Annotated in this window: 20 protein-coding genes; 12 read left to right on the top strand and 8 right to left on the bottom strand. The window is 45.1% G+C overall.

Going from position 1 to position 21,285, the window contains the following annotated elements:
* Positions 1–179 precede the first annotated feature (179 nt).
* The 6 genes from argH to htpX all read left to right on the top strand — a co-directional run bounded on the left by argH (position 180) and on the right by htpX (position 7,086).
* Entirely contained in the window at positions 180–1,571 is a 1,392-nt protein-coding gene (gene argH, locus MRK00_08690) for an argininosuccinate lyase (GenBank protein MDR4517450.1), read from the top strand.
* A gap of 43 nt (positions 1,572–1,614) precedes the next feature.
* A complete protein-coding gene (locus MRK00_08685) occupies positions 1,615–2,496 on the top strand; it encodes a fructosamine kinase family protein (GenBank protein ID MDR4517449.1) in 882 nt (293 codons plus the stop codon).
* Positions 2,497–2,589: 93 nt separating this feature from the next.
* Positions 2,590–4,272 carry a CTP synthase gene (locus MRK00_08680; GenBank protein MDR4517448.1) on the top strand — a complete coding sequence of 561 codons (1,683 nt, stop codon included), beginning with the start codon at positions 2,590–2,592 and terminating at the stop codon, positions 4,270–4,272.
* A gap of 155 nt (positions 4,273–4,427) precedes the next feature.
* A complete protein-coding gene (eno, locus tag MRK00_08675; GenBank protein ID MDR4517447.1) occupies positions 4,428–5,711 on the top strand; it encodes a phosphopyruvate hydratase in 1,284 nt (427 codons plus the stop codon).
* A 10-nt stretch (positions 5,712–5,721) separates the two neighbouring features.
* Positions 5,722–6,048 (top strand): cell division protein FtsB, encoded by a 327-nt coding sequence (ftsB, locus tag MRK00_08670; GenBank protein ID MDR4517446.1) that lies wholly within the window; start codon positions 5,722–5,724, stop codon positions 6,046–6,048.
* A gap of 150 nt (positions 6,049–6,198) precedes the next feature.
* On the top strand, positions 6,199–7,086 hold the full coding sequence (htpX, locus tag MRK00_08665) for a protease HtpX (GenBank protein MDR4517445.1): 888 nt from the start codon (positions 6,199–6,201) through the stop codon (positions 7,084–7,086).
* Between the two features lie 123 nt (positions 7,087–7,209).
* Here htpX and MRK00_08660 read toward each other — a convergent pair whose 3' ends face one another.
* A complete protein-coding gene (locus tag MRK00_08660; GenBank protein ID MDR4517444.1) occupies positions 7,210–7,584 on the bottom strand; it encodes an exosortase system-associated protein, TIGR04073 family in 375 nt (124 codons plus the stop codon).
* A 308-nt stretch (positions 7,585–7,892) separates the two neighbouring features.
* On the opposite strand from MRK00_08660, the gene MRK00_08655 reads away from it, so the two are divergent.
* Complete coding sequence (locus MRK00_08655) at positions 7,893–9,020, top strand: HD domain-containing protein (GenBank protein ID MDR4517443.1); 1,128 nt, start codon at positions 7,893–7,895, stop codon at positions 9,018–9,020.
* Positions 9,021–9,162: 142 nt separating this feature from the next.
* Here the strand turns inward: MRK00_08655 and MRK00_08650 are convergent, their stop codons facing one another.
* The 4 genes from MRK00_08650 to MRK00_08635 form a co-directional block, all read right to left on the bottom strand.
* Positions 9,163–10,158: a fatty acid desaturase gene (locus tag MRK00_08650; protein MDR4517442.1), complete on the bottom strand. Its 996-nt coding sequence runs from the start codon at positions 10,156–10,158 to the stop codon at positions 9,163–9,165.
* Positions 10,159–10,239: 81 nt separating this feature from the next.
* Positions 10,240–10,386 (bottom strand): hypothetical protein, encoded by a 147-nt coding sequence (locus tag MRK00_08645; GenBank protein MDR4517441.1) that lies wholly within the window; start codon positions 10,384–10,386, stop codon positions 10,240–10,242.
* 159 nt (positions 10,387–10,545) lie between these two features.
* Positions 10,546–11,484 (bottom strand): DUF2157 domain-containing protein, encoded by a 939-nt coding sequence (locus tag MRK00_08640; protein MDR4517440.1) that lies wholly within the window; start codon positions 11,482–11,484, stop codon positions 10,546–10,548.
* A 22-nt stretch (positions 11,485–11,506) separates the two neighbouring features.
* Positions 11,507–12,097, bottom strand: coding sequence for a hypothetical protein (locus tag MRK00_08635; protein ID MDR4517439.1), 591 nt, complete (start codon positions 12,095–12,097; stop codon positions 11,507–11,509).
* Between the two features lie 264 nt (positions 12,098–12,361).
* Between MRK00_08635 and MRK00_08630 the strand changes: the two genes are divergently transcribed.
* Positions 12,362–14,386 (top strand): hypothetical protein, encoded by a 2,025-nt coding sequence (locus MRK00_08630; GenBank protein ID MDR4517438.1) that lies wholly within the window; start codon positions 12,362–12,364, stop codon positions 14,384–14,386.
* A gap of 494 nt (positions 14,387–14,880) precedes the next feature.
* On the opposite strand, the gene MRK00_08625 is transcribed toward MRK00_08630, so the two are convergent.
* On the bottom strand, positions 14,881–16,797 hold the full coding sequence (locus tag MRK00_08625; GenBank protein MDR4517437.1) for a DUF4105 domain-containing protein: 1,917 nt from the start codon (positions 16,795–16,797) through the stop codon (positions 14,881–14,883).
* A gap of 74 nt (positions 16,798–16,871) precedes the next feature.
* Positions 16,872–17,381, bottom strand: coding sequence for a DUF3015 domain-containing protein (locus MRK00_08620; GenBank protein MDR4517436.1), 510 nt, complete (start codon positions 17,379–17,381; stop codon positions 16,872–16,874).
* Between the two features lie 372 nt (positions 17,382–17,753).
* Here MRK00_08620 and MRK00_08615 point away from each other — a divergent pair, with 372 nt between their 5' ends.
* From MRK00_08615 to MRK00_08600, 4 genes are all read left to right on the top strand, one after another.
* On the top strand, positions 17,754–18,131 hold the full coding sequence (locus MRK00_08615) for a hypothetical protein (GenBank protein MDR4517435.1): 378 nt from the start codon (positions 17,754–17,756) through the stop codon (positions 18,129–18,131).
* A 60-nt stretch (positions 18,132–18,191) separates the two neighbouring features.
* Positions 18,192–18,440 carry a GIY-YIG nuclease family protein gene (locus MRK00_08610; GenBank protein MDR4517434.1) on the top strand — a complete coding sequence of 83 codons (249 nt, stop codon included), beginning with the start codon at positions 18,192–18,194 and terminating at the stop codon, positions 18,438–18,440.
* Positions 18,441–18,920: 480 nt separating this feature from the next.
* The gene (locus MRK00_08605) at positions 18,921–19,988 is read left to right on the top strand and encodes a LamG domain-containing protein (GenBank protein MDR4517433.1); all 1,068 of its coding nucleotides are present in this window, start codon (positions 18,921–18,923) and stop codon (positions 19,986–19,988) included.
* Positions 19,989–20,195: 207 nt separating this feature from the next.
* Positions 20,196–20,378, top strand: a complete 183-nt coding sequence (locus tag MRK00_08600) for a GIY-YIG nuclease family protein (protein ID MDR4517432.1) — start codon at positions 20,196–20,198, stop codon at positions 20,376–20,378.
* Between the two features lie 81 nt (positions 20,379–20,459).
* Here MRK00_08600 and MRK00_08595 read toward each other — a convergent pair whose 3' ends face one another.
* Positions 20,460–20,840 (bottom strand): hypothetical protein, encoded by a 381-nt coding sequence (locus tag MRK00_08595; protein ID MDR4517431.1) that lies wholly within the window; start codon positions 20,838–20,840, stop codon positions 20,460–20,462.
* Between the last annotated feature and the right edge of the window lie 445 nt (positions 20,841–21,285).

Here is a 21,285-nt window from a genome sequence, read left to right as displayed (position 1 = left end):
TAGCCGGCACTAAAACTGTTTTAACTTCAGTATTTCACCCTGGCTGATACCAATAACCGCTGCAACAAAAGTATAGCAAATAAATCGTCACTCAATTTGTTTTATAATTTAAGACAAATCTCCGCAAACAAAAATATTTCCCATACATTTTATCAATTTAAAAGGAAAGTTACATTTCAGTGGACATCAACAAAAAAACATGGTCTGGAAGATTTAGCGAACCCGTATCCGAACTGGTGGAACGTTATACCGCATCGATTAACTTTGACTACCGTCTGGCTGAGCATGATCTGAAAGGTTCATTGGCGCATGCCCAAATGCTGGCAGCACAAGGCATCATCAGTCCGGATGACTTGACGGCCATTGAACAGGGCCTAGAGCAAATCGGCGATGAAATCGGTGACGGCAAATTCGAATGGTCACTGCAATTTGAAGACGTACATTTGAATATCGAGAAACGTTTGACCCAACTTATTGGCGATGCAGGAAAGCGACTTCATACCGGGCGTTCCAGAAATGACCAGGTAGCCACCGATATCCGGCTCTATCTGCGCGCTTCCATTGACGAAATAATCAAACTTATACAATCTTTGCAGTCAGCTATTGTCAATCTAGCCGAAAAACATGCCGAGACGGTCATGCCAGGATTCACACACCTTCAGGTTGCTCAGCCGGTAACCTTTGGCCACCATTTGATGGCTTATTTTGAAATGCTCAAGCGGGATGCCGAACGATTGTCGGACTGCAGAAAACGTGTCAATCAGTTGCCACTGGGTGCAGCAGCACTCGCCGGCACCAGCTATTCAATCAATCGTGAACATGTAGCGCAATCCTTGTCATTCGAAGGCATATGCGAGAATTCGCTGGACGCTGTATCCGATCGGGATTTTGCCATCGAATTCTGCGCATGTGCTTCCTTAATTATGACGCATTTGTCTCGTATCTCGGAAGAACTGATTTTGTGGATGAACCCCGCGGTCGGCTTTATTACATTGGCCGATCGTTTTTGTACTGGTTCATCGATTATGCCGCAAAAAAAGAATCCTGATGTTCCGGAATTGGTGCGCGGCAAAACCGGACGCATTAACGGCCACCTGGTCGCTTTGTTGACATTGATGAAAGCGCAACCGCTTGCCTATAATAAAGACAACCAGGAAGACAAGGAACCCTTGTTTGATACCGTTGATACGCTGATCGACACATTACGTATCTATGCTGATATGTTATCCGGAATCAAAGTCAATATTGAGGCTATGCGCAAAGCTGCACGCCAAGGTTTTTCAACGGCAACAGATCTCGCCGATTACTTGGTCAAAAAAGGTATACCTTTTCGGGATGCGCATGAGATCGTAGCCAGATCTGTGCAATATGCAGAGCAAAAAAGCTGCGATTTAAGCGATCTCGAACTTACTGAATTACAACAATTTTCACCCCAAATTGCAGCCGATGTTTTTGCCGTTCTCACCCTGGAAGGCTCACTAAACAGCCGCGATCATATCGGCGGCACAGCACCCGTGCAAGTACACGCGGCAATTACACGGGCAAGGGCATGGCTAGCCGGAAAACAGTAAAACTGGTTTTTAAAAAATGTAAATATTCAGTTTATTTAAAACAATGAATGCCTGGCCAGAAATCGCAGAACAAATTGCCACAGAAACTCAGCGACCATTTAACCCCAAGAAAATCACCACTGTTGGCGGTGGATGCATCAACCAGGCATTTTGTATTGCTGATGACGAGCGGCAGTTTTTTGTCAAAACAAATCACGCTAACGGTTCGCCCATGTTTACTGCGGAAGCCGCCGGACTTCTGGAAATAGGCCGGTCAAATACATTACGCGTCCCGCAACCCGTATGCTGGGCACAAAACGGACAAAATGCCTGGCTGGTACTTGAATATATCGATTTAAACCATCGCAACGGCAATGCCGCAGATTTAGGCGCAGGACTTGCCGCTTTGCACACTATTAAAGCAACACAATATGGCTGGACACGTGACAACACAATCGGCAGCACGCCACAGCGCAACACGCCTTCCTCAGACTGGGTAGCATTCTGGCGCACCCATCGTCTGGGTTACCAGCTCGATTTAGCCAGAAAAAACGGTTACCACGGAAAACTGCAAAACCTTGGCGAACAATTGCAGGAAGAATGTGATCAATTTTTCAGCAATTATTCTCCTGCACCTGCCTTACTGCATGGCGATTTATGGAGCGGCAATTTTGCCTATGATCATACTGGTCAGCCGGTATTATTTGACCCGGCGGTATACTACGGAGACCGGGAAGCCGATCTTGCCATGACCGAATTGTTCGGTGGTTTTTCCGAGCAATTTTATTCTGCTTATCGACATGAATATCCACTTGATTCCGGGTATAATAGCCGCAAGGTTTTTTATAATCTTTATCATATTCTGAATCATTTGAATCTTTTTGGCGGCAGCTATCGTCATCAGGCTGAACAAATGATGAATTATTTACTTGCTGAGATTCGCTGACAAATAATATTGCCGGGTAATATTATCTATACAAATGCCCAATAAATACAATCGTTCTTCGCATACGCAGACTTTAACTTACTTTTGCACCCAATGACCAAATACGTTTTTGTTACGGGTGGAGTCGTATCCTCGCTGGGTAAAGGCATAGCCGCAGCGTCACTTGCAGCTTTACTGGAAACACGGGGTATCAAAGTAACCATGCTTAAACTGGATCCTTATATCAACGTGGACCCAGGCACCATGAGCCCTTTTCAACATGGGGAAGTGTTTGTCACCGAAGACGGTGCGGAAACCGATCTTGATCTGGGCCACTACGAGCGTTTTATCAGCACAAAAATGACCCGCCATAACAATTTCACCACGGGTCAGATCTATGAAAGCGTGATTCGCAAGGAACGGCGCGGCGATTATCTCGGCGGAACGGTTCAAGTGATTCCACATATTACCGATGAAATCAAACGGTTTATCCAGGCCGGTGTTGGTGATGCAGAAGTGGCGATTATCGAGATTGGCGGCACCGTGGGTGATATTGAATCACTCCCCTTTCTTGAAGCTATCCGTCAAATGGCAACCCAGTTACCCAGTGATGATACCTGTTTCATTCACCTGACTTTACTGCCTTATATTGGCTCAGCAGGTGAATTGAAAACCAAACCGACACAGCATTCCGTAAAAGAATTGCGGGAAATCGGTATCCAACCGGATGTTTTACTTTGCCGCAGCGATCGTGAAGTACCTAAGGATGAACGCCGCAAAATTGCCTTATTCACCAATGTCAAAGAACAGGCGGTGATCTCCGCAATCGATGTCGACTGCATATACAAAATTCCAGCATTGCTGCACGAACAAATGCTCGATGAAATTATCTGCCACAAACTCGACATATTGGCAAAACCCGCTGATCTGAGTATCTGGAAAAAACTGGTTTACGCACTTGAACACCCAACTCACACAATAACAATTGCGCTCGTCGGAAAATATGTCGATCTGACCGAGTCGTATAAATCATTGTCGGAAGCGCTGATTCATGCCGGAATTCATACCTGCAGCAAAATAGACATCACTTATGTTGATTCGGAACAAATAGAAAAGGAAGGTATCGACTGTCTTAACGGCATGCATGCCATTCTGGTTCCGGGCGGTTTCGGCAAACGTGGGGTAGAAGGTAAAATTGCGGCCATTCATTACGCACGTACAAACCGCATTCCTTATCTAGGAATTTGCCTTGGGATGCAATTGGCCGTAGTCGAATACGCGCGCAACAAAAGTGGCATGACGGGCGCACATAGCACCGAGTTTAATCCTGATACACCATATCCTGTCATCGGTCTCATTACCGAATGGCGCACCCGGGATGGCCGCATCGAAACACGCGATGAAAATTCTGATTTTGGCGGCAGCATGCGCCTGGGTGGACAGGAATGTAGCCTGAAAAAAGATTCGCTGGCCTGGAAAACATACGGAAAAAATAAAATTATTGAACGCCACCGCCACCGATATGAAGTCAACAGCGATTATTTGCCCAAACTCGAACAGGCCGGACTGCAAGTCAGCGGTTTATCGCAGGAAGAAAATTTGTGCGAAATTATAGAACTCCCTAAAGCCGAGCACCCTTGGTTTTTAGGTTGCCAGTTTCATCCCGAATTTACTTCCACACCTAAAGCAGGTCACCCCTTATTCAAATCATTTATCAAGGCTGCGATTGAGTATTCCAACAAACTGCCATCAACCGGAGGACCGCAGATCAAACACATTGCGTCAACAAAAACATGACAATAAATCTGTCTGTATGACAAATACAACAGACAGCGGTACACCTAAACGAAAATAATGCGGAAAAAACTTCATTACATTACGACGTGAAGAGTAATATAAAAGTATTAGAATCAGAAACAAAGCCAATCAGATAACACAGGGAAAACGTAAGCATGAGTGCAATAGTAGAAGTCATCGCCCGCGAAATTTTAGATTCTCGCGGTAATCCAACCATAGAAGCAGATGTGCTGCTGGAATCAGGCGTCCTGGGACGCGCTTCTGTTCCATCAGGCGCATCGGTTGGTACCCGTGAAGCTGTCGAGCTCAGGGACGGTGATCCACAACGTTACCTGGGAAAAGGCGTGCTTAAAGCGGTTGAAAATGTTAACACCGAAGTCTCCGAAACACTGATCGGACTCGATGCAGTCGATCAGAGTTTTATCGATCAGGCTTTGATCGATCTTGACGGGACTGAAAACAAATCACGCATAGGCGCAAATGCACTACTGGCCGTTTCTCTGGCAGTTGCAAAAGCAGCCGCAGACGAGTCAGGCCTGCCCTTATATCGTTATCTGGGCGGTGCTGGCATGATGTCAATGCCGGTACCCATGATGAATCTTGTCAATGGTGGCGCGCATGCCAACAATAATATCGATATGCAGGAATTCATGATTGTTCCATTTGGAATCGAAAATTTCCGCGATGCCGTTCGTTGTGGCGCAGAAATCTTCCATGCATTGAAAAAACTATTAAATGACAAAAACATGTCAACCACAGTTGGCGACGAGGGTGGTTTTGCACCCAATGTCGGCAGCAATGAAGAAGGATTGCAGCTCATTGTCCAGGCGATCGACCTCGCAGGGTACCAACCTGGAACAGATGTTGCCATCGGCCTTGACTGCGCCAGCTCGGAATACTTTTCAGACGGCAAATACCGTCTAGCCTCCGATGGCCTGAACCTGACCTCTGCACAATTTGTGGACTACCTTTCGACTTGGGTAGATAAGTACCCCATTATCAGTATTGAAGATGGCATGAGTGAAAATGACTGGGATGGCTGGGAACTGTTGACCAGCAGACTCGGCAAAGCCGTTCAGCTTGTTGGAGATGATATTTTTGTAACCAATGCAAAAATCCTGCAAGAAGGCATTTCACGTAACATTGCCAACTCCATTCTGATCAAGGTTAATCAAATCGGCACCCTGACTGAAACACTCGCAGCTATTGAAATGGCCAAATGCGCGGGCTACACGGCAGTCGTTTCCCACCGCTCAGGCGAAACGGAAGACACCACTATAGCCGATATCGCTGTAGCAACGAATGCACTGCAAATCAAAACAGGCTCACTCTCACGATCAGACCGACTAGCTAAATATAATCAGCTCCTGCGCATCGAAGAAGATCTTGGAGACACCGTAAGATATGCGGGACGTAAAGCATTTTATCAACTGAAATAATCTAGAAACCATGAAATATCTGGCTGCTGCGCTTCTATCCTTGATTATTATTCTGCAATATCCATTATGGTTTGGTAAAGGCGGCTGGCTCAATGTGCAGCAACTCGAGCAGAATGTTACTGCTGCACATGAAAAAAATCTTGAACTGCAAAACCGGAACAAGATTTTTTACGCAGAAATCAATGATTTGAAACAAGGAACTGACGCAATTGAGGAACGTGCTCGCAGTGAACTCGGCATGATCAAAAAAAATGAAATTCTATTTCAGATTATGGAAAGCAGTCCAACCAATACTCTTCCACCCGCGAATTTTGCACGCGCCAATCCAACACAATAATTGAATCTTATTTTTTAAATTTGGTCAATTCAGTCATCTGCTGTGCTGTAGTAAAGGATGTGCACACTGTTACTTGAAAAATAACAAATAGACCGAATATAAACAACGCTATCACAAGTTTATGATTTGATTTTTCCACGGAGCAATTGAATGAAAAGAATTTTTCTTTTTCTGGCGACAAACCTGGCAATCATAGTGGTTCTGAGCATCACACTTCGCCTGTTGGGTTTTGAAAGAATTTTGGATGAACAGGGAACCGGACTCGATATCAATTCCCTGTTGTTATTTGCCGCTGTTTTTGGCTTTGGCGGTTCTTTTATGTCGCTGGCCATGTCCAAATGGACGGCCAAACGATTCACCGGCGCTCAGGTTATTGAAATGCCGCGCAATGCCCAGGAACACTGGCTGATCACCACCGTACAACGCCAAGCGAAAGCTGCCGGAATCGGCATGCCGGAAGTTGCAATTTACAATGCGCCCGATGTCAACGCCTTTGCCACCGGCATGTCAAAAAATGACGCGCTTGTAGCAGTGAGCACCGGCCTGCTCAATACCATGAGCCAGGATGAAGCAGAAGCTGTACTGGCACACGAAGTCAGTCATGTCGCCAATGGAGACATGGTGACGCTTGCACTGATTCAAGGTGTCGTCAATACATTCGTCATTTTCCTGTCACGTGTTATCGGCCATACAATTGACCGTGTGATTTTCAAAACCGAACATGGGCATGGACCCGCCTTCTGGATCACTGCAATTATCGCAGAAATTATTCTCGGCATTCTGGCCAGCATTATTGTGATGTGGTTTAGCCGTCAACGCGAATTTCGTGCGGATGCCGGCGGCGCTAGCCTCGCTGGGCGCGAGAAAATGATTGCTGCATTACAGCGTCTGCAATCAACCGTCAAACAACCACATCTGCCTGATCAACTGGCTGCATTCGGGATTTCTGGCGGCATCGGCTCAGGACTTAAAAGCCTGTTCATGTCACATCCGCCATTAGAAGAAAGAATCGCGGCGCTCAAGGAAGCGCGTTATTAAATCCTGCATTTACCAGGGAACTCGAATTTAATCGATAAAAGCCGCTGCTTCTAAAACCTTCAAACGCCGTATCGTCATTCCTGACGATACGGCGTTTTACTATCCGGATGCCGGGGCTGGAAATTAATAAGAAGTTTCTACTGAAAAATCCTGCCAGATAAAAGGCGGCTGAATAGAGGGTGGCGTAGGAATGAGAAAAGTCGCAACATCAAATACACCGATCACTGTCCGGCCTACCGTATGCATCACACCCGATACCAGACCAATTGTCATGCCATGCACTATCGTTTCCTCTTGCGTTGTCAAAATAATATTTTTTGGCAGTTCCAGAAATCCCGTCGCTGCATTTGTGATACCCGTCACAAACTTCTCACTGGACATGGCAATATAACCCTGTCCATAACCAAGACCATACCCATATCTTTCCGATGCGATTGCATGAGAAGATGAAAAGAAAAGCAATAATAATACCCAATTCAATTTAGCTATTTTTCCCATTAACAACTCCTTATTACCATCAAAAATATAATCCCGGCTTTCTACACAGAAAGCAGCGGACTTTCCTTAGGCAGTGTACGCGTACAAACGCTGCCTGACAATTTCAAGTAACGGCAAATTTTCCCCTCAATCGCAGCTATTAGACAACAAACTTCAACCTAAAACAACAAACAGTTTCAACAAGTACAAAGAAACTCATAGCGCTTAAATCGCAATAAACACCCTTCAAACGCCTTCTAATTAATCAAAAAAAATTTTTTTCCTCAGCTATAGTTACAGATATCACAAAAAATGAGCGATCCCAGATCATGTTTCATCATAAAGACCCGCTTGAAGCATTAAATACACATCTACCCCTGAAAGATAAACTTGCAAACGCCCATCATGTTATCCAGGAGAAATTTAATTTCATCGCGCGCATAGCCATCACCTTGTATGATCCCACAACTCGCTTAATCAAAACATTCATCGACAGCAGTGGAGAAGATAAACCACTCAAACATTATGAAGCGTCACTAGACGATGCGAAATCACTTAACGAAATCCTGAAAAGAGGAAAACCACGCGTTGTCAACAATCTGGTCACTTTCGAGCAAGGCAAACAGGAACATACTCAACGTATAGGGCGCCAGGGTTATGCATCCAGTTACACGATGCCCATGTTTCACAGCGGCAAATTTGTTGGATTTCTGTTTTTCAATTCCTATGAAACCGATGTATTTAACGAAAAAACTCTCAAAGAGCTCGATATTTTCGGACACCTGGTTTCACTGATGGTCATTAACGAGTTAACCACCCACAAAGTGATGAGCGCAGCACTCAAAACCACCAGCGAAATTACCCATTTTCGGGACCCGGAAACAGGCAGTCATCTGGATCGTATGTCTCGATACAGCCGCATTATCGCCCAAAAGCTCGCTGAAAAATATGACCTTGACGACGAATATATCGAACATGTCTTTATGTTCTCGCCCTTGCATGATATCGGCAAAATTGGTATTCCCGACACCATACTGCTCAAACCCGGTCCATTAAGCGATAACGAAAGAGAAATCATGAATAAACACACCTGTATCGGCAGAGATATGATCGATAGTATCGTATCAAATTTTGGCTTGGGCAATATGTCACAAATTGATGTGCTTAGAAACATCGCCGAGTTTCACCATGAAGCCATCAACGGCAGCGGCTATCCACACGGTAAAAAAGGAAATGATATTCCGCTTGAAGCGCGTATCGTTGCCGTTGCAGACGTATTCGACGCACTGACATCCGCCCGTCCCTATAAATCAGCCTGGACTAATGACAAAGCGTTTGCACTGCTTGCGGAATTGGCCGGAGAGAAACTTGATATGGATTGTGTGAATGCCTTGATAGAAAAACGTTCAGAAGTTGAACACATTCAAAGGCAGTTTCAGGAAGACTTTTATGGATAAAGCCAAACTACAAAACGGATTATAATATATTGAATTCAATTGTTTAACCTAGAAGCGATAAGAAGTGTACTGAGCTGACATAATCTCCAGCACCACCGTTTTATATGGATGTGGTCACAATTTCATCGTCACATCATTCACATCACCGATCGATAACGACTTCTTGCTGACCGGGCTGCTGCCAATTCGTGCCATGTACCCGGTTCTCAACAAACCATTTATAAATAATTTTCACGAGCGACTTTTGCTCAATAGCGCCTTTTTCCTTAAAAATTGGACTCATTAACTCTAGCGCACTGCCGATCCTGTAAAAAGGAATAGAGGGAAAGAAATGATGGACAATATGACAGTCACCACTATCCCAGAAGAAAAGCAAACGACTGACAAACCCCGTCTTGAAATTGGTCGAAGTATTAAAAGGGTTTTCAGGTTGTATGTCTGCATGTTCCAGTACTGTCCTTAAAGTCGATGCAAGTGGCATAGCCAGGAACAAAGGCAAAACATATCCAAGTAATATATAACCCGGCCAGATAATGGCAAGGCCAATCACACAAACGATAAAAATAATAACAACTTTCTGTTCAAATTTTACTTTATTGACGGTTTCTTTGTCTTGATAACGCGCCGAGCCCATATAAGCGAATTCATCCGTTGGCTGACGACTCAATTTACGGCTTGTCACTAATAGAATACCCGGCAGACATAGAAAAAAGAGCTTAACCCAGCGGCGGTCAAGATCACTTTTATAGGCTTCCGAATCCTTTTTCGTACCAAAATAACGATGATGTTCAAGATGCGTTTTCGTTACGGCAGTAGCAGACACCAGCAGAGGCGTCAGACAAAGCATGCCGCCAATGCGGGATACCAATTGACCGCCTACCCTACGATGAGTAAACAAATCATGAGAACAAAACCCAAGCATTTGCAGCACAAATCCTTGCAGGATAAAGCAACCCAGCCAAATCCAGCCAAAAGGAAGTGAAGCCAGCAGATACATCAGCACAAAAAATGTCGCCCAAATCGATATGAGTGCCAACGCATCATAAAAATGATTTTCTTTATGAAGCCTCAAAATAGCCTCACGACCCAAACGATCATGCATATATCGTGTTGCTTCCTGATGTGCTGTGTTATCCATAATGAATTCCCTAATAATGTAAGACTTTTGCTCTAGATATAACGTAACACCATGATCCTGAGAAGAATTAATCCATAATAATTATATCAACACGAAAAATACCGTCCAGATTGGCGCGATAACCAGCATATTAAAAAGATGGTTTTCCTCGTGAGGTTTTATCACAGCCTCGCGTCCCAAATGGTCATGAATAGACTCGGTTGTTTCTGAGAAAATTCTGTTTTTCATAAATTAAAGCCCCGACACACATTTTAATCATTGCTGTTACAAGCTGATAATTATTACCTCGAACAACAAACACTGAATCAAATTATATTTGATCCTAAAACAGAGCCTTGTATAAAAAAACACACCAGAAAACCCGTTATTTCTCGACTTACACTGGATTTAAACAGACACACGAATATACCGGGCATTAATTTTCATCGCGACCGAGCCAATTACAATAAAAATAATTCCACAGAGTATCAGTACAACTGGCCAGCCCAGTGTATTGCTGAAATGCTCATAAGTAAAATAGCTGATATAGCCCAACATGGAGAATGTGCCTACTAGAAGCAAAGTCCGGCTGCGCGCGGCGGTACTGATATAAATGATCAGTGCTGTCAAACCAATATAAAGCACTTCAAAAGGCTGGCCTTCCAGCATCTCAAATGCCGAATACAGTAATGTGACCGAACCAACAAAATACCAGAATGCAGATATGGCGTAATGCCGGGAGTGGCTGAGCGCCCATGAAATAAACATCAGTGAAACACCAATTGTCAGCCAGCTTAAATTTCCGGTCATTTCCAGAAGCTCAAATGCTGTTACAAAAAAGCTGCAACCGAAGAAAATACTGGTAAAAGCAAGCGTTGTACGTTGTTTCTGCCAAAAAACAGCGCCCTGTTGGATAAACATCAACGTTGACATAAACAAGACACCATGCAGCGGATCGCCACCGCGCGAATATTCATCCAGCATGACAAAAACTCCCGCGGGTTGAAACAATGCGGCAATCAACAATAGCGGTGTCGCCACACGGTCGTATCGCGGATGACCCATCATCAAAAGTGCAATAATAAAAATGGCGAAACCCAGTCCCAGCGTCACCAGAACGCGCGCTGCCGAACCAAAGTAATCCCACTGCATGCCAATATAAATACAGATACCAGAAAAAACCAGAATACTGCCAATATAGCCAAATATTCTTGAAAGCGTGCCACTGCTCTTTTGCTGTGAGATTTGCTGCTGATCGGTTAATGCAGCGGCAACTTCCTCGAATGTGAGCTTATGATTTTGAACAATAGCTACAATCTCTTGCAAAGCTTCCTGTTTACTGTTCATATCGTATACCTATACCCGGATGTTAATCTGAATGAACTATCCAGCCAATGAAACTGATTCCGCTGTAGGAATAACTGGAATCGTATTCCGGTATGACAAAACTTCCGCCGCCCGGTTTTTTCACGCGATGAACATAGCGACCGGAACGGCCACCGAAAACCTCACCGAATAATCCACGGGAACGATAACTGCCTGATTCGAATTCATAGCCATCGGGCGCTTTACTGTTGGTGTCAATTGTATAGCCGCTCATTGCTTTAACCGGAATTTCATGCTGGTCATCAATGGACTGGTCTGGAGTTGGCAGATAATTGATTTTCCGCACACTTCCTTTTTGACCATTATAAATAAACAGATCTCTGACATTGGCTCCGCCGTTTTTCTGTCTAGGGGTCAGGCGCATATATAATTTCCGATCCCGCACAGTGAAATCGACATGAAACTGCGAATGACTGTCATAGCGTACAACGCTAAACACCAACTCATACCGGGGTGGATCATCATCGGTTTGCGGTAAATAATTGGCAAACAAAAAACCAAGCACCATCACTACCGGCAAACTTAGGCCAATGATCAAGGCAAAATTTTGCCTGAAAAAATTTTCCAGTGACATGCGTCACACTCCTTGTTCAAACTGACAAGCTCGATTACTATACAACTCATTATTGTATCTGTCCCGACTTACAGGACCACAAAGCAATTGATTTGGTCAATTAAAGTTTTAACTGCATGATAGATCAAAAGAAAAAAATACAATGCCCTATCATCTTAAATATTTGTGTTAACTTCAAACTTCTTGTGGCCGGATCAAAAGTAGCCTTGGCTACTTGCTGCAAACAATAATAAGTAATTTGCTTCTTTAAGTGAGGAAGGATATATGAATACGAAGCTGTTGGCGGGCCCCATCCTGCGCAGAGCAACAAAGAACAGGGTTTGCGTGTGGTTGGCTACTGTCGACCCGCTATCGTTGCAGCTGACAATCATTGATGCCGACCGCAATACTGTGGGACAGAGTGATCTCGGCCAGTTGCCACTTCAACACGTAAAACTCGGCAAGAACCTGCACATCTATTTGCTTCAAGCACGCGCCAGCGATGCCGCAGGTTATCGAATAGATGAGCTGTTCTACTATTGCATCGACATACTAGGCGCCGACAATAACCGTACACCGTTGTTCTCAGACGAGGAACTCGGGAAGTTGACCTATGGGACACATCCGTATCCGAGTTTCTATATTCCAGGCAAGCTGAAATGGATACTGCATGGGAGCTGTCGCAAACCTCATGGAGGGTTCGATGCGCGTACTCAAGCGCCGCTGCCGGATGCGCTTGCGCACGGCCACACCCTGCTAGAACAGACCTGTAACGATATTGCACAGCGCCCCGCAGTCCTGTTGCTGACTGGCGACCAGATATATGCGGATGATGTTGCGGTATCGCTGTTGGCGATGCTGCGACCGCAGGCGCTGGCCATCACTGGCGCGCAGGAAACCTTGCCGCTAGTCAGCGGCGCCGCGTCCGCCGGTGACTTTCTTGATCCTGCTACGATCCCGTTGCACGGGCGCAAACAGGCGCTGCAGGAAAAGCATAACGGCATTGATTCCGGATTCAGTTCAGGGCAGTCGGAAAATCACCTGTTCACATTCGGCGAGTTCGCAGCTATGTATGTGTATGCATTCGGCAACTATCAGGCGTGGGAGCCGGTGTGGGACCAGAACGTGCTGCAAAACCTAGGCGTTGCCGACAGTGCAGGAACAGTGTTTGAAAAGCAATTGCAACCCTTGCGTTCTTACCATGGCACCCTACCAAATATACGCAGGCTGCTGGCCAACGTCGCAACGTACATGATATTCGACGATCACGATGTGACCGACGACTGGAACATCACCCAGGACTGGTATGACGGTGTGCGCCAGTCGCCACTGGGACAACGCATAGTATCAAATGCACTGGCGGCGTATTGGGCTTTTCAGGCCTGGGGCAACGATCCGGATAATTTCGACAAGGATTTACTCATTACCATTGCGCTGCACCTGGGCGACGCCAACAACGATCCAGACGTCGGTGCACGTTACGACCTACATACCTGGAAGAGTCGCGGATGGGGATTTTCCGTGCCTACCGATCCACCCATCATTGCGATTGATTCCCGGACGCAACGTCAATTCGAGAGCAAATACTACTCAGCGCAATTGCTTGATCGCTACGCGCTCGACTGGTTGCGCGTTGAATGGGTCAAGTTGAAGACCGGTCAACAGATTACCGGTGATACCTGCCCGATATTGATCGCAGCGACACCGGTGATGGGTTACGCAGTTGTGGAAGCGTTTCAACATCTCGCATTGTGGTTTGCGGGCAAGGTTGAAAATTATAAATGGGTACAGCGTCTTGAAAGCCTGATCGGTGTACAAGGATATCTAACCGGTCGGCTGGTGAATACGCTGGATGCCGAATCTTGGCACTCGAACAAGGAGGGATTTGTGAACTTCATGGATGCTCTGAGCCAGCGCATGGAAATCACGCGGTGTACATTTCTTTCAGGTGACGTGCACTATGCTTTTTCAGCGGGTGCCACGTTCAAGCATGGTAACGGCAGGCTGTTTTGTTATCAACTCACCAGCTCGGCGCTGAGTAACGAACCGAACGCGAACCAGTCGCGTTTCCTCGAAACAACGGCCAAAGAAACCGCGAAGACGATAGTTCAACGCAACTGGTCGATTTTCCCAAGCAAATGCTGGAAGACCGAGGTGCAATTACTGCAAGCTGAAAACAGCGACAAGCGTGTAAGCGCGGTGTGCAATCTGGGTTTGGTGGAATTCGTCGGCGGCATTCCTGTCGCTCACACGCTATTGACGGGAAGCGGCAACGTAACCTTCAAGCTACCTGCGCCTTCAGTGCCGTAAACCGTCTATTCGCACGGGCAAAAGCAGCGCTCCCCATTATGGGGGTGTAAGCTCAAACCGCCAAAAATTCCGACCAAACTTTAGCAGTCGTTTCTACTCTTATTGGAGAGCATGCAATACCGAGCGAGGTTAAGCTGTTTTTTTGAGCACCTCATTGTGCTCCACCCGAAAACACGGATACCACTCTCTAAGAAGCGGTCTGGTCAAAAACATGTAATTATCTTACGATACTGGTTTTAATATAAATCAACAAAAACGGAGTCACAACAAAACAAAACGGGATCAAGTCCACAACAATTATGGGAGTGGACCATCATCGGTTTACGACAAATGATTGGCAAACAAAAAACCAAGCACCATCAGAACCGGCAAACTTAGGCCCATGATCAAGGCAAAATTTTTCCTGAAAAAGTTTTTCAGCAACATGCGTCACGCCTCCTTGCTCAAGCTGACTCGTACTCTATCCATACGGGGTAGAGTACTGAAGGGCATCTCTAAAAATAATAATTGAATGCGAGAATCCCCTCGTTGTTATGATCATAGCGATTAAATTCCAGTCGCATATCCAGATCCTGCGTAAACGCATACCGGGTGACGAAATGCGATGTGAAAAAACGTTTATGCTCCCCCAAAACAAAAACCCGGTAACTGCCCGCCAGCTTAATTCTTAGCTGGTCATTAAAATCGTAGTACGCGCCCATTTCCACATCGCCACCGAGTCGATAATCCCGCTTCAAGTTGCCAGAAAAATCCGTCCTCACATCAACAAATGAAAAGAGCAAAAGCGGCGAAAAAAAAGCCGGACGATAAGAAATGCCTCTGCCGTAACTGCCTGCAAATGCATTGCAATAATTGCAATCACGGTCTCTGAGCGTATCAACGCTAAAATCCAGACGCCAGGACGGTTTAAAAAAAAGTGAGTCATAGGGATTCAAGGCGGTTATCGAAAGCAATCTTGCCTGATCAAGTCGGACTCGTTCGGACTCGAAAAAATAGCGCAGTTTGAAGTCCATAAAAATAATTTCCGAATCTTTGTCATAGCCCTCATCTCTGGCCATTAAATCGTGATAGGCAGGGCGGTAAGCAAATTCGATAAAGGGCTCCCGGTCATTATGGCCCATTCCGATACGGAAACGATCGGCGCCATGACCAAGTTCCGGTGGACTGGAAAAATAGGTGTTCGATTCACTTTCATCTTCGGTCACCTGAAGGCGGCTTCTGGCCTGTAGTACTGAATGGGGGATTTTTACTTCATGGTCGCTTCCCTGCTGCATACTTTTATATTGTAAATAATCCATATACGCATCCAGCAACAACACTTGCGACCGCGTCGAAAGACTCGTAAATTTATCGGAAGCCGGTGAAATCTTTTCTTTCACAAGCGCTTCAAAAATGCTTCTTTCCGTTCTGGTCATCGAATGCCGTTTTTGATTCAAGAGACTCAAAAGCGATGGGCGGTACACGATTTTTTTAACCAGATCTTCCTGCGCCATAACAACTTTAACAGTATCCGCAGGGATAACACTAAATAAGAACTGATCCCTCAGCCGAAGATCCGGTCTGGCAATCTCAAAAAGTGAAAGTACATGATAGGAACAATTTTCCTGGAAATAATAATAATCAAAATACGTACCCCCCAACTCCCATAAATGCAAAAGCATGGTATTGAGCTGGTCTTCCGTAAATTCCAGTTCATATTCCCAGAGGTCCCGGCTTTCCAGATTATTATATTCCTGGACTTTCGTGTAATACGGAAAAATGGCGAAACGCCCTTCAAACGAACCCGTTAGACCCCTCCAGGCATACAGGGCAGGATTATCCGTATCCGGAATGGCGGCGTAGTTGGCGCCATAATTGGTTAATTTCCGCTCTCCTCCGCGATCTCTGCTATCGATACGCACCAAAGTATGGCCAAACATCGATGCCGGATTATTCAAATAATACGTCGCGAAAACCAGAGTCGCACCAACCGGATCCAGTTCATTGACCCAACGGTCAAGCCGATCGCACTGCTGTATTGTCAGATGATTGGCATCAAACTTCAGCTGTTGATTCAACCATTTGAATCGGGCAGGGAAGTTACACTGCGGATGTTCCTGATTCGGTGCCAGATCATCTAATGGCAGAAAAAAACTGGCCAGGGTAGCCATCAATTCGGATTGCGGATTGGTTTTTCCGTCAGATGAATTAAAAAACCCCATGCCATCGGCTTCACTGACGATGCCGCCAAACAATCTCGGCTTGTATTTTAACAACAGATGCCAGACGCGTTGCTCGCTCAGCTTTAATTCCCCTGCCTGCTGTTGAAGCCCGGCAAGATAATCGTCTGTATGGATTTCTTTGGAGAAAACGGCCTCGGAGAACAGGAAGAACCCGATAACTATCCCGGCAAAACAATAAACCCGCGGCACGAAAAGCCCAGAAAATGGAAAATATAAAACGAGCGGATATAGGTTGTTACCTATATCCGCTCGTTTTATTGGGTTTAGTTTACTGCAGATAGATGAATATTGCAGGATTTTGACAGGCTTTGGTGCTGGCTCAACTGGGTTTCCAACTGGCCGAGCAACTCAACGGGCGTTGTCTGCGCACTGACTATCAAGTCATCAAAATTTTCTTGTGCCATCGCGCCAAATTCAGGGTATGCAGCCGTCGGGCATTGATACATACTGGCCAGAATATTCAAATGCTCGCCTTTGCCCTGCGCCATTTCTTTCACCAGGCTGGTGTAATTTTCAGCAGCAAAAACCTCTCTTTCCTTGCTGATATTGATCAAGCCATGGTCGCCGCAGTTTGACGTTCCAAAGGTCATTCCAAAAGTTTGCGAACCAAAAGTACCGTTCGTTGTTGCGGCAAAAATCTGTTCCGGCCCACGATCCGATCCGATTATCATAGAACCCAGACCGCACCCTGCTGTACCGTACCCTGCGGCAAAAACAGACATTGGAAACAAAAGCAGAAATGCTGCAAATACCGTTAAACTATTGCGTTTCATAGTGCTCTCCTTATCAGGGATATTATTGTTCAAAACTTAATTAACACCTTAATGTCAATCGCTTGGTTTGAAGCAGCCAAAGTTTTATCAGAACTTCAAAATGATGATCTGAGTAAAAAATCTACCAGAACGGTACAAAATTTACTGAAACTTCCATGTACTGTCAAACAAAAGTCGACAATTGACATGCAACTTGATTGCCTGAATTCGCCCCATAAAAGTTACATGCCACATATCAGAATAACACGATAAGTTTCAATGCCCCGAAGACAATCATTTCAATCCCAGGCACGATTTCTTTGTTACTTTTTCGAAGATGTGGTATATGAATAGCGTACTCGCATAATAATTCGTTAAAATTTTTGAGAAAAGATGGAAATAACTGCTATTTTTGTAATTGCCTACCTGGCAACAGGCATTGCGCTTATCGGATACGATTTCGCCGCGCCACCAACGCATAAAAAAGAGTATGTATCGCAAGGAAAATTAAAAGGCGCGTTGTCTACAGGATTATTCTGGCCGGCAACGGCTTTTATGGAGAGTTATTACGCCAGCAAAGAAGGGAAAGCCGGCGTGAGCTTCGCGTTAGGTGTCATACTCGTGTTCATCGCAATGCTGTTTATAGCCAGTCTTTTTTTTCGTTTTGTTGCCAGCGCTTCCTTTCTCGCTTATCTTGGATGCTTCGTGATCGCAGTGGTACTTTCACCATTTTTAGCGGCCCTGGCACTGCCCGGTCACGACAAGCGCTAACTTGGACTAGTTTGGGCGTAAATTCACGCTTACTCTCAAAAACTGTAAAACCGGTTAACAATGAACTGGACGGTTTATATTCTTGAATGCGCTGACGGGAGCCTTTACACCGGCATAACCAAGGATCTGACACGTCGAATCACAGAACATGAAAACGGAAAAGGTGCGCGCTATACCGCCGGCCGCGGCCCATTCCGGCTTGTTCATCAAGAATTCCATGCGACCAGATCGGAAGCGGCAAAAAGGGAAGCAGCAATCAAAACGATGAACCGTGCCGGTAAGCTGGCGTTAATTTTGGGTGCTGTGTGAGTGCATTTGCTGAAATGCAATATCTGCTATCGATCCAGGCTGTGTGAAAACTCGCTGTTAAAATTTTTTGGGGAAAATCGGGTCAGGGGAAAATCGCAGGGGAAAATCGGGTCAGGTCCATAATCAATAACTCGTGTTTTTGCTTTTCTTGGTTTGTGCGTGACCCTGGTTTGTGATATGGCCGCGTCACTGACAGCAAAGATTTCAATATCAAACTTACCGGATAGTTTATTGGTTTGAATTAGATACTTCTTGACAGGTAACTTGATAATCAGTAGTTTCTCAATCAAGGAGAAGAATTATAACTTAATTTCATAAAGTTATTTGGAAGGCAATAATATTCTGCGATATCCTGCGTAAGTTAAAGACAGAAAATTTTGATTGTATTGATTATCAAGCATTTTGTGCGGTATTGAAGGGATGATTGATGCAGCCGATTTATCTTGTCAGTTTTGTTAATTCAATAATGAGAAAAATAATATGAATACACGAAATCAATATATAACGGGCGTTATTAGCTATTTATGCCTGGGTATGTTTGCTATAACAGTGCAGGCGGAGCCGACACCTGTAGCAACGTATACATTTGATAATTCTTTTAGCGCACAAGAAGCAGATGTGGTCGCGATTACACCCATAGACCCATTGTCTGAAAACAGTTTTATGACCGATATGGTATTTGGTGAAGAACGTGTGGTGTATCGCTTTGACGGCAATAGATCGTTCGATGAACAAGCCGGGTTACTTCTTTTTTCAAGAAGCGCACTGGGAAACAGCAGCGCTTATTCTGTAGAACTCGTGTTCCAATTTGAAGCAGACGAATCGGATCCTGATCGGTATAAAGTTATTTTTGGCGTTTCAAATCGTCAAGACGACTACGCTTTTTACGTTGACCCGGAAAATCGGCTTGAGGTTTTCCCAGATCTAACAGCAACTGATACATTCAGCTATGACACCTATCATCATGTTGTGTTAACGCAAAATAATGATGATGTGGTTTCGGTTTATCTAAATGGCGTATTACAAGTTCAAGGCACATCCACATCGATGAATTTCAGTACCTTTCCGAACAATCCGGAACGACTGATACACTTTTTTGTCGATAACGGTTCGGAATTTTCAGATGGGCGGGTCGCGTTGATCAGGTTATACGATACTGAACTGACCTTGGCAGATGTCCAGGAGATCAGCAGCAATCCTTTTGAACGTTGTACCGCTACTTTTTCTGCTAATGGAACATTACTCGTTCCTTGTGTCAGAATCACCAATGAATTTGGTGTTGTCAGTATGTACGAAGCTGAGCTTAAGCTTGTATCGTCAGGCGGCTCGCCATCATTCAGGCTTATTTCGGCGCAGCAGATCAGTGTGTCGCAGGTCAATAACAATAACTGCACAGCTGTCTATTCTAACAATAGTACTGTAAGCCTGCCTTGTGTCAATGTGTCGGATATCTTTGGCGGAGTAACGCGTTACAGTGCTGATTTGGAGCTAATTATCGGCTCAAATCCTTTGACATTTTCGCTCAAACAGGCCAAGCAGCGGAACTGATGCCGTTTAGTTGGATTGCAGAAAAAGGGGTCACGGAAAAGGAGCCGGAACAATAATCACAGCCTATCAATCAGCGTCATGCATTATGGCCATGGTTGTATAAGTTATTGTTCATAAATATCAATAGTTTTTATGAACTAGAGTTTGAGCGGGTATATTCAGCCGATACGGGGTCAAGCCATATGGAACACCGGCATAACCAAAGATTTGACACGTCGAATCACAGAAAATGAAACCGGAAAAGGTTCGCGCTATACCGCCGGTTGCGACCCGTTCCGGTTTGTACATCAAGAATTCCATGAAAACAGATCGGAAGCAACACAAAGAGAAGCAGCAATCAAAACGATGAACCGGACCGGTAAACTGGCGTTGATTTTGGGTGCTGCGTGAGCGCATTTGTTAAAATGGAATATCTGGTTTCGACCCTGTACGGTCGACGAGATAATATAAAATTCATTTTTAACTTGAAGCTCAGCTGCCGGGAGAAACCGGCTGCGAAGCAGTCGGCTTTTCTTGGTCTGCTGGAACGATCTGTAGTACCCCTCTATTGTTTCCTTTGCCAAACCCCAAGGCAAAGAGCAAAGCCAAGAGCGCGATAATTGCCGAGATTGCAGCGGCTATAGCAGACCATCTGGCGGATGTTGCTGATCGTAAAATAGCTTCAGTCCGGCGCTCTTCCTCAGTAAGAAAGCCGAGGATTTGGCAAAGTCGTGGTTCCCACTCTGGATGATCAATATAGTTGCGTATGATTGTGTCCGGTATTTTAGCATCACCACCGAAATCTTTTACAAAGGCGTCAAATTCTTCAGATGACATTTTCCGCAAAGTAGCCTCAAATTCTTGCCTGTTCATAATGTACTCAGTATCGAGGGTACAAAGTATATTTACACAAAAAATGCACAAAAATGGAGTCTACCATTGGGTTTCGTGGGAGGACGGAAAAAACATTTCTAGTCAAGCGAGCCAAAATCCCAGCCGCTGACTGCGTGAGCACATCCCCGTCCAATGTCTATTAACTGCTTGAGATACGGCATGTCGCCCTGCTAAAAACAATGGTCGACCCCTATTTGTGCTACTGCCATATGACAGCACCCCAACCAAGCGGACAGTCAGCTCCATTGAGTCAACTCAATTCAACTGAAGCACAGGAAAAACAGATCAACAAGTCTTATCGCTGTCGAAATTCTTTACCTTTAAAAATAGCAATATTGTGCGCTATTTTTGCCTTACCCAAGCCATACTTATCATTGATTAGCCCTCGCTTCTTGAAGTGAAGCGAGGAAATCAATCCAACAGA

It is taken from the genome of Nitrosomonas sp. (assembly GCA_031316255.1).
Taxonomy (GTDB): Bacteria; Pseudomonadota; Gammaproteobacteria; order Burkholderiales; family Nitrosomonadaceae; genus Nitrosomonas.
The sequence above is the reverse complement of the archived record's forward strand: the minus strand, read 5'-3'. Positions and strand labels throughout refer to the sequence as shown.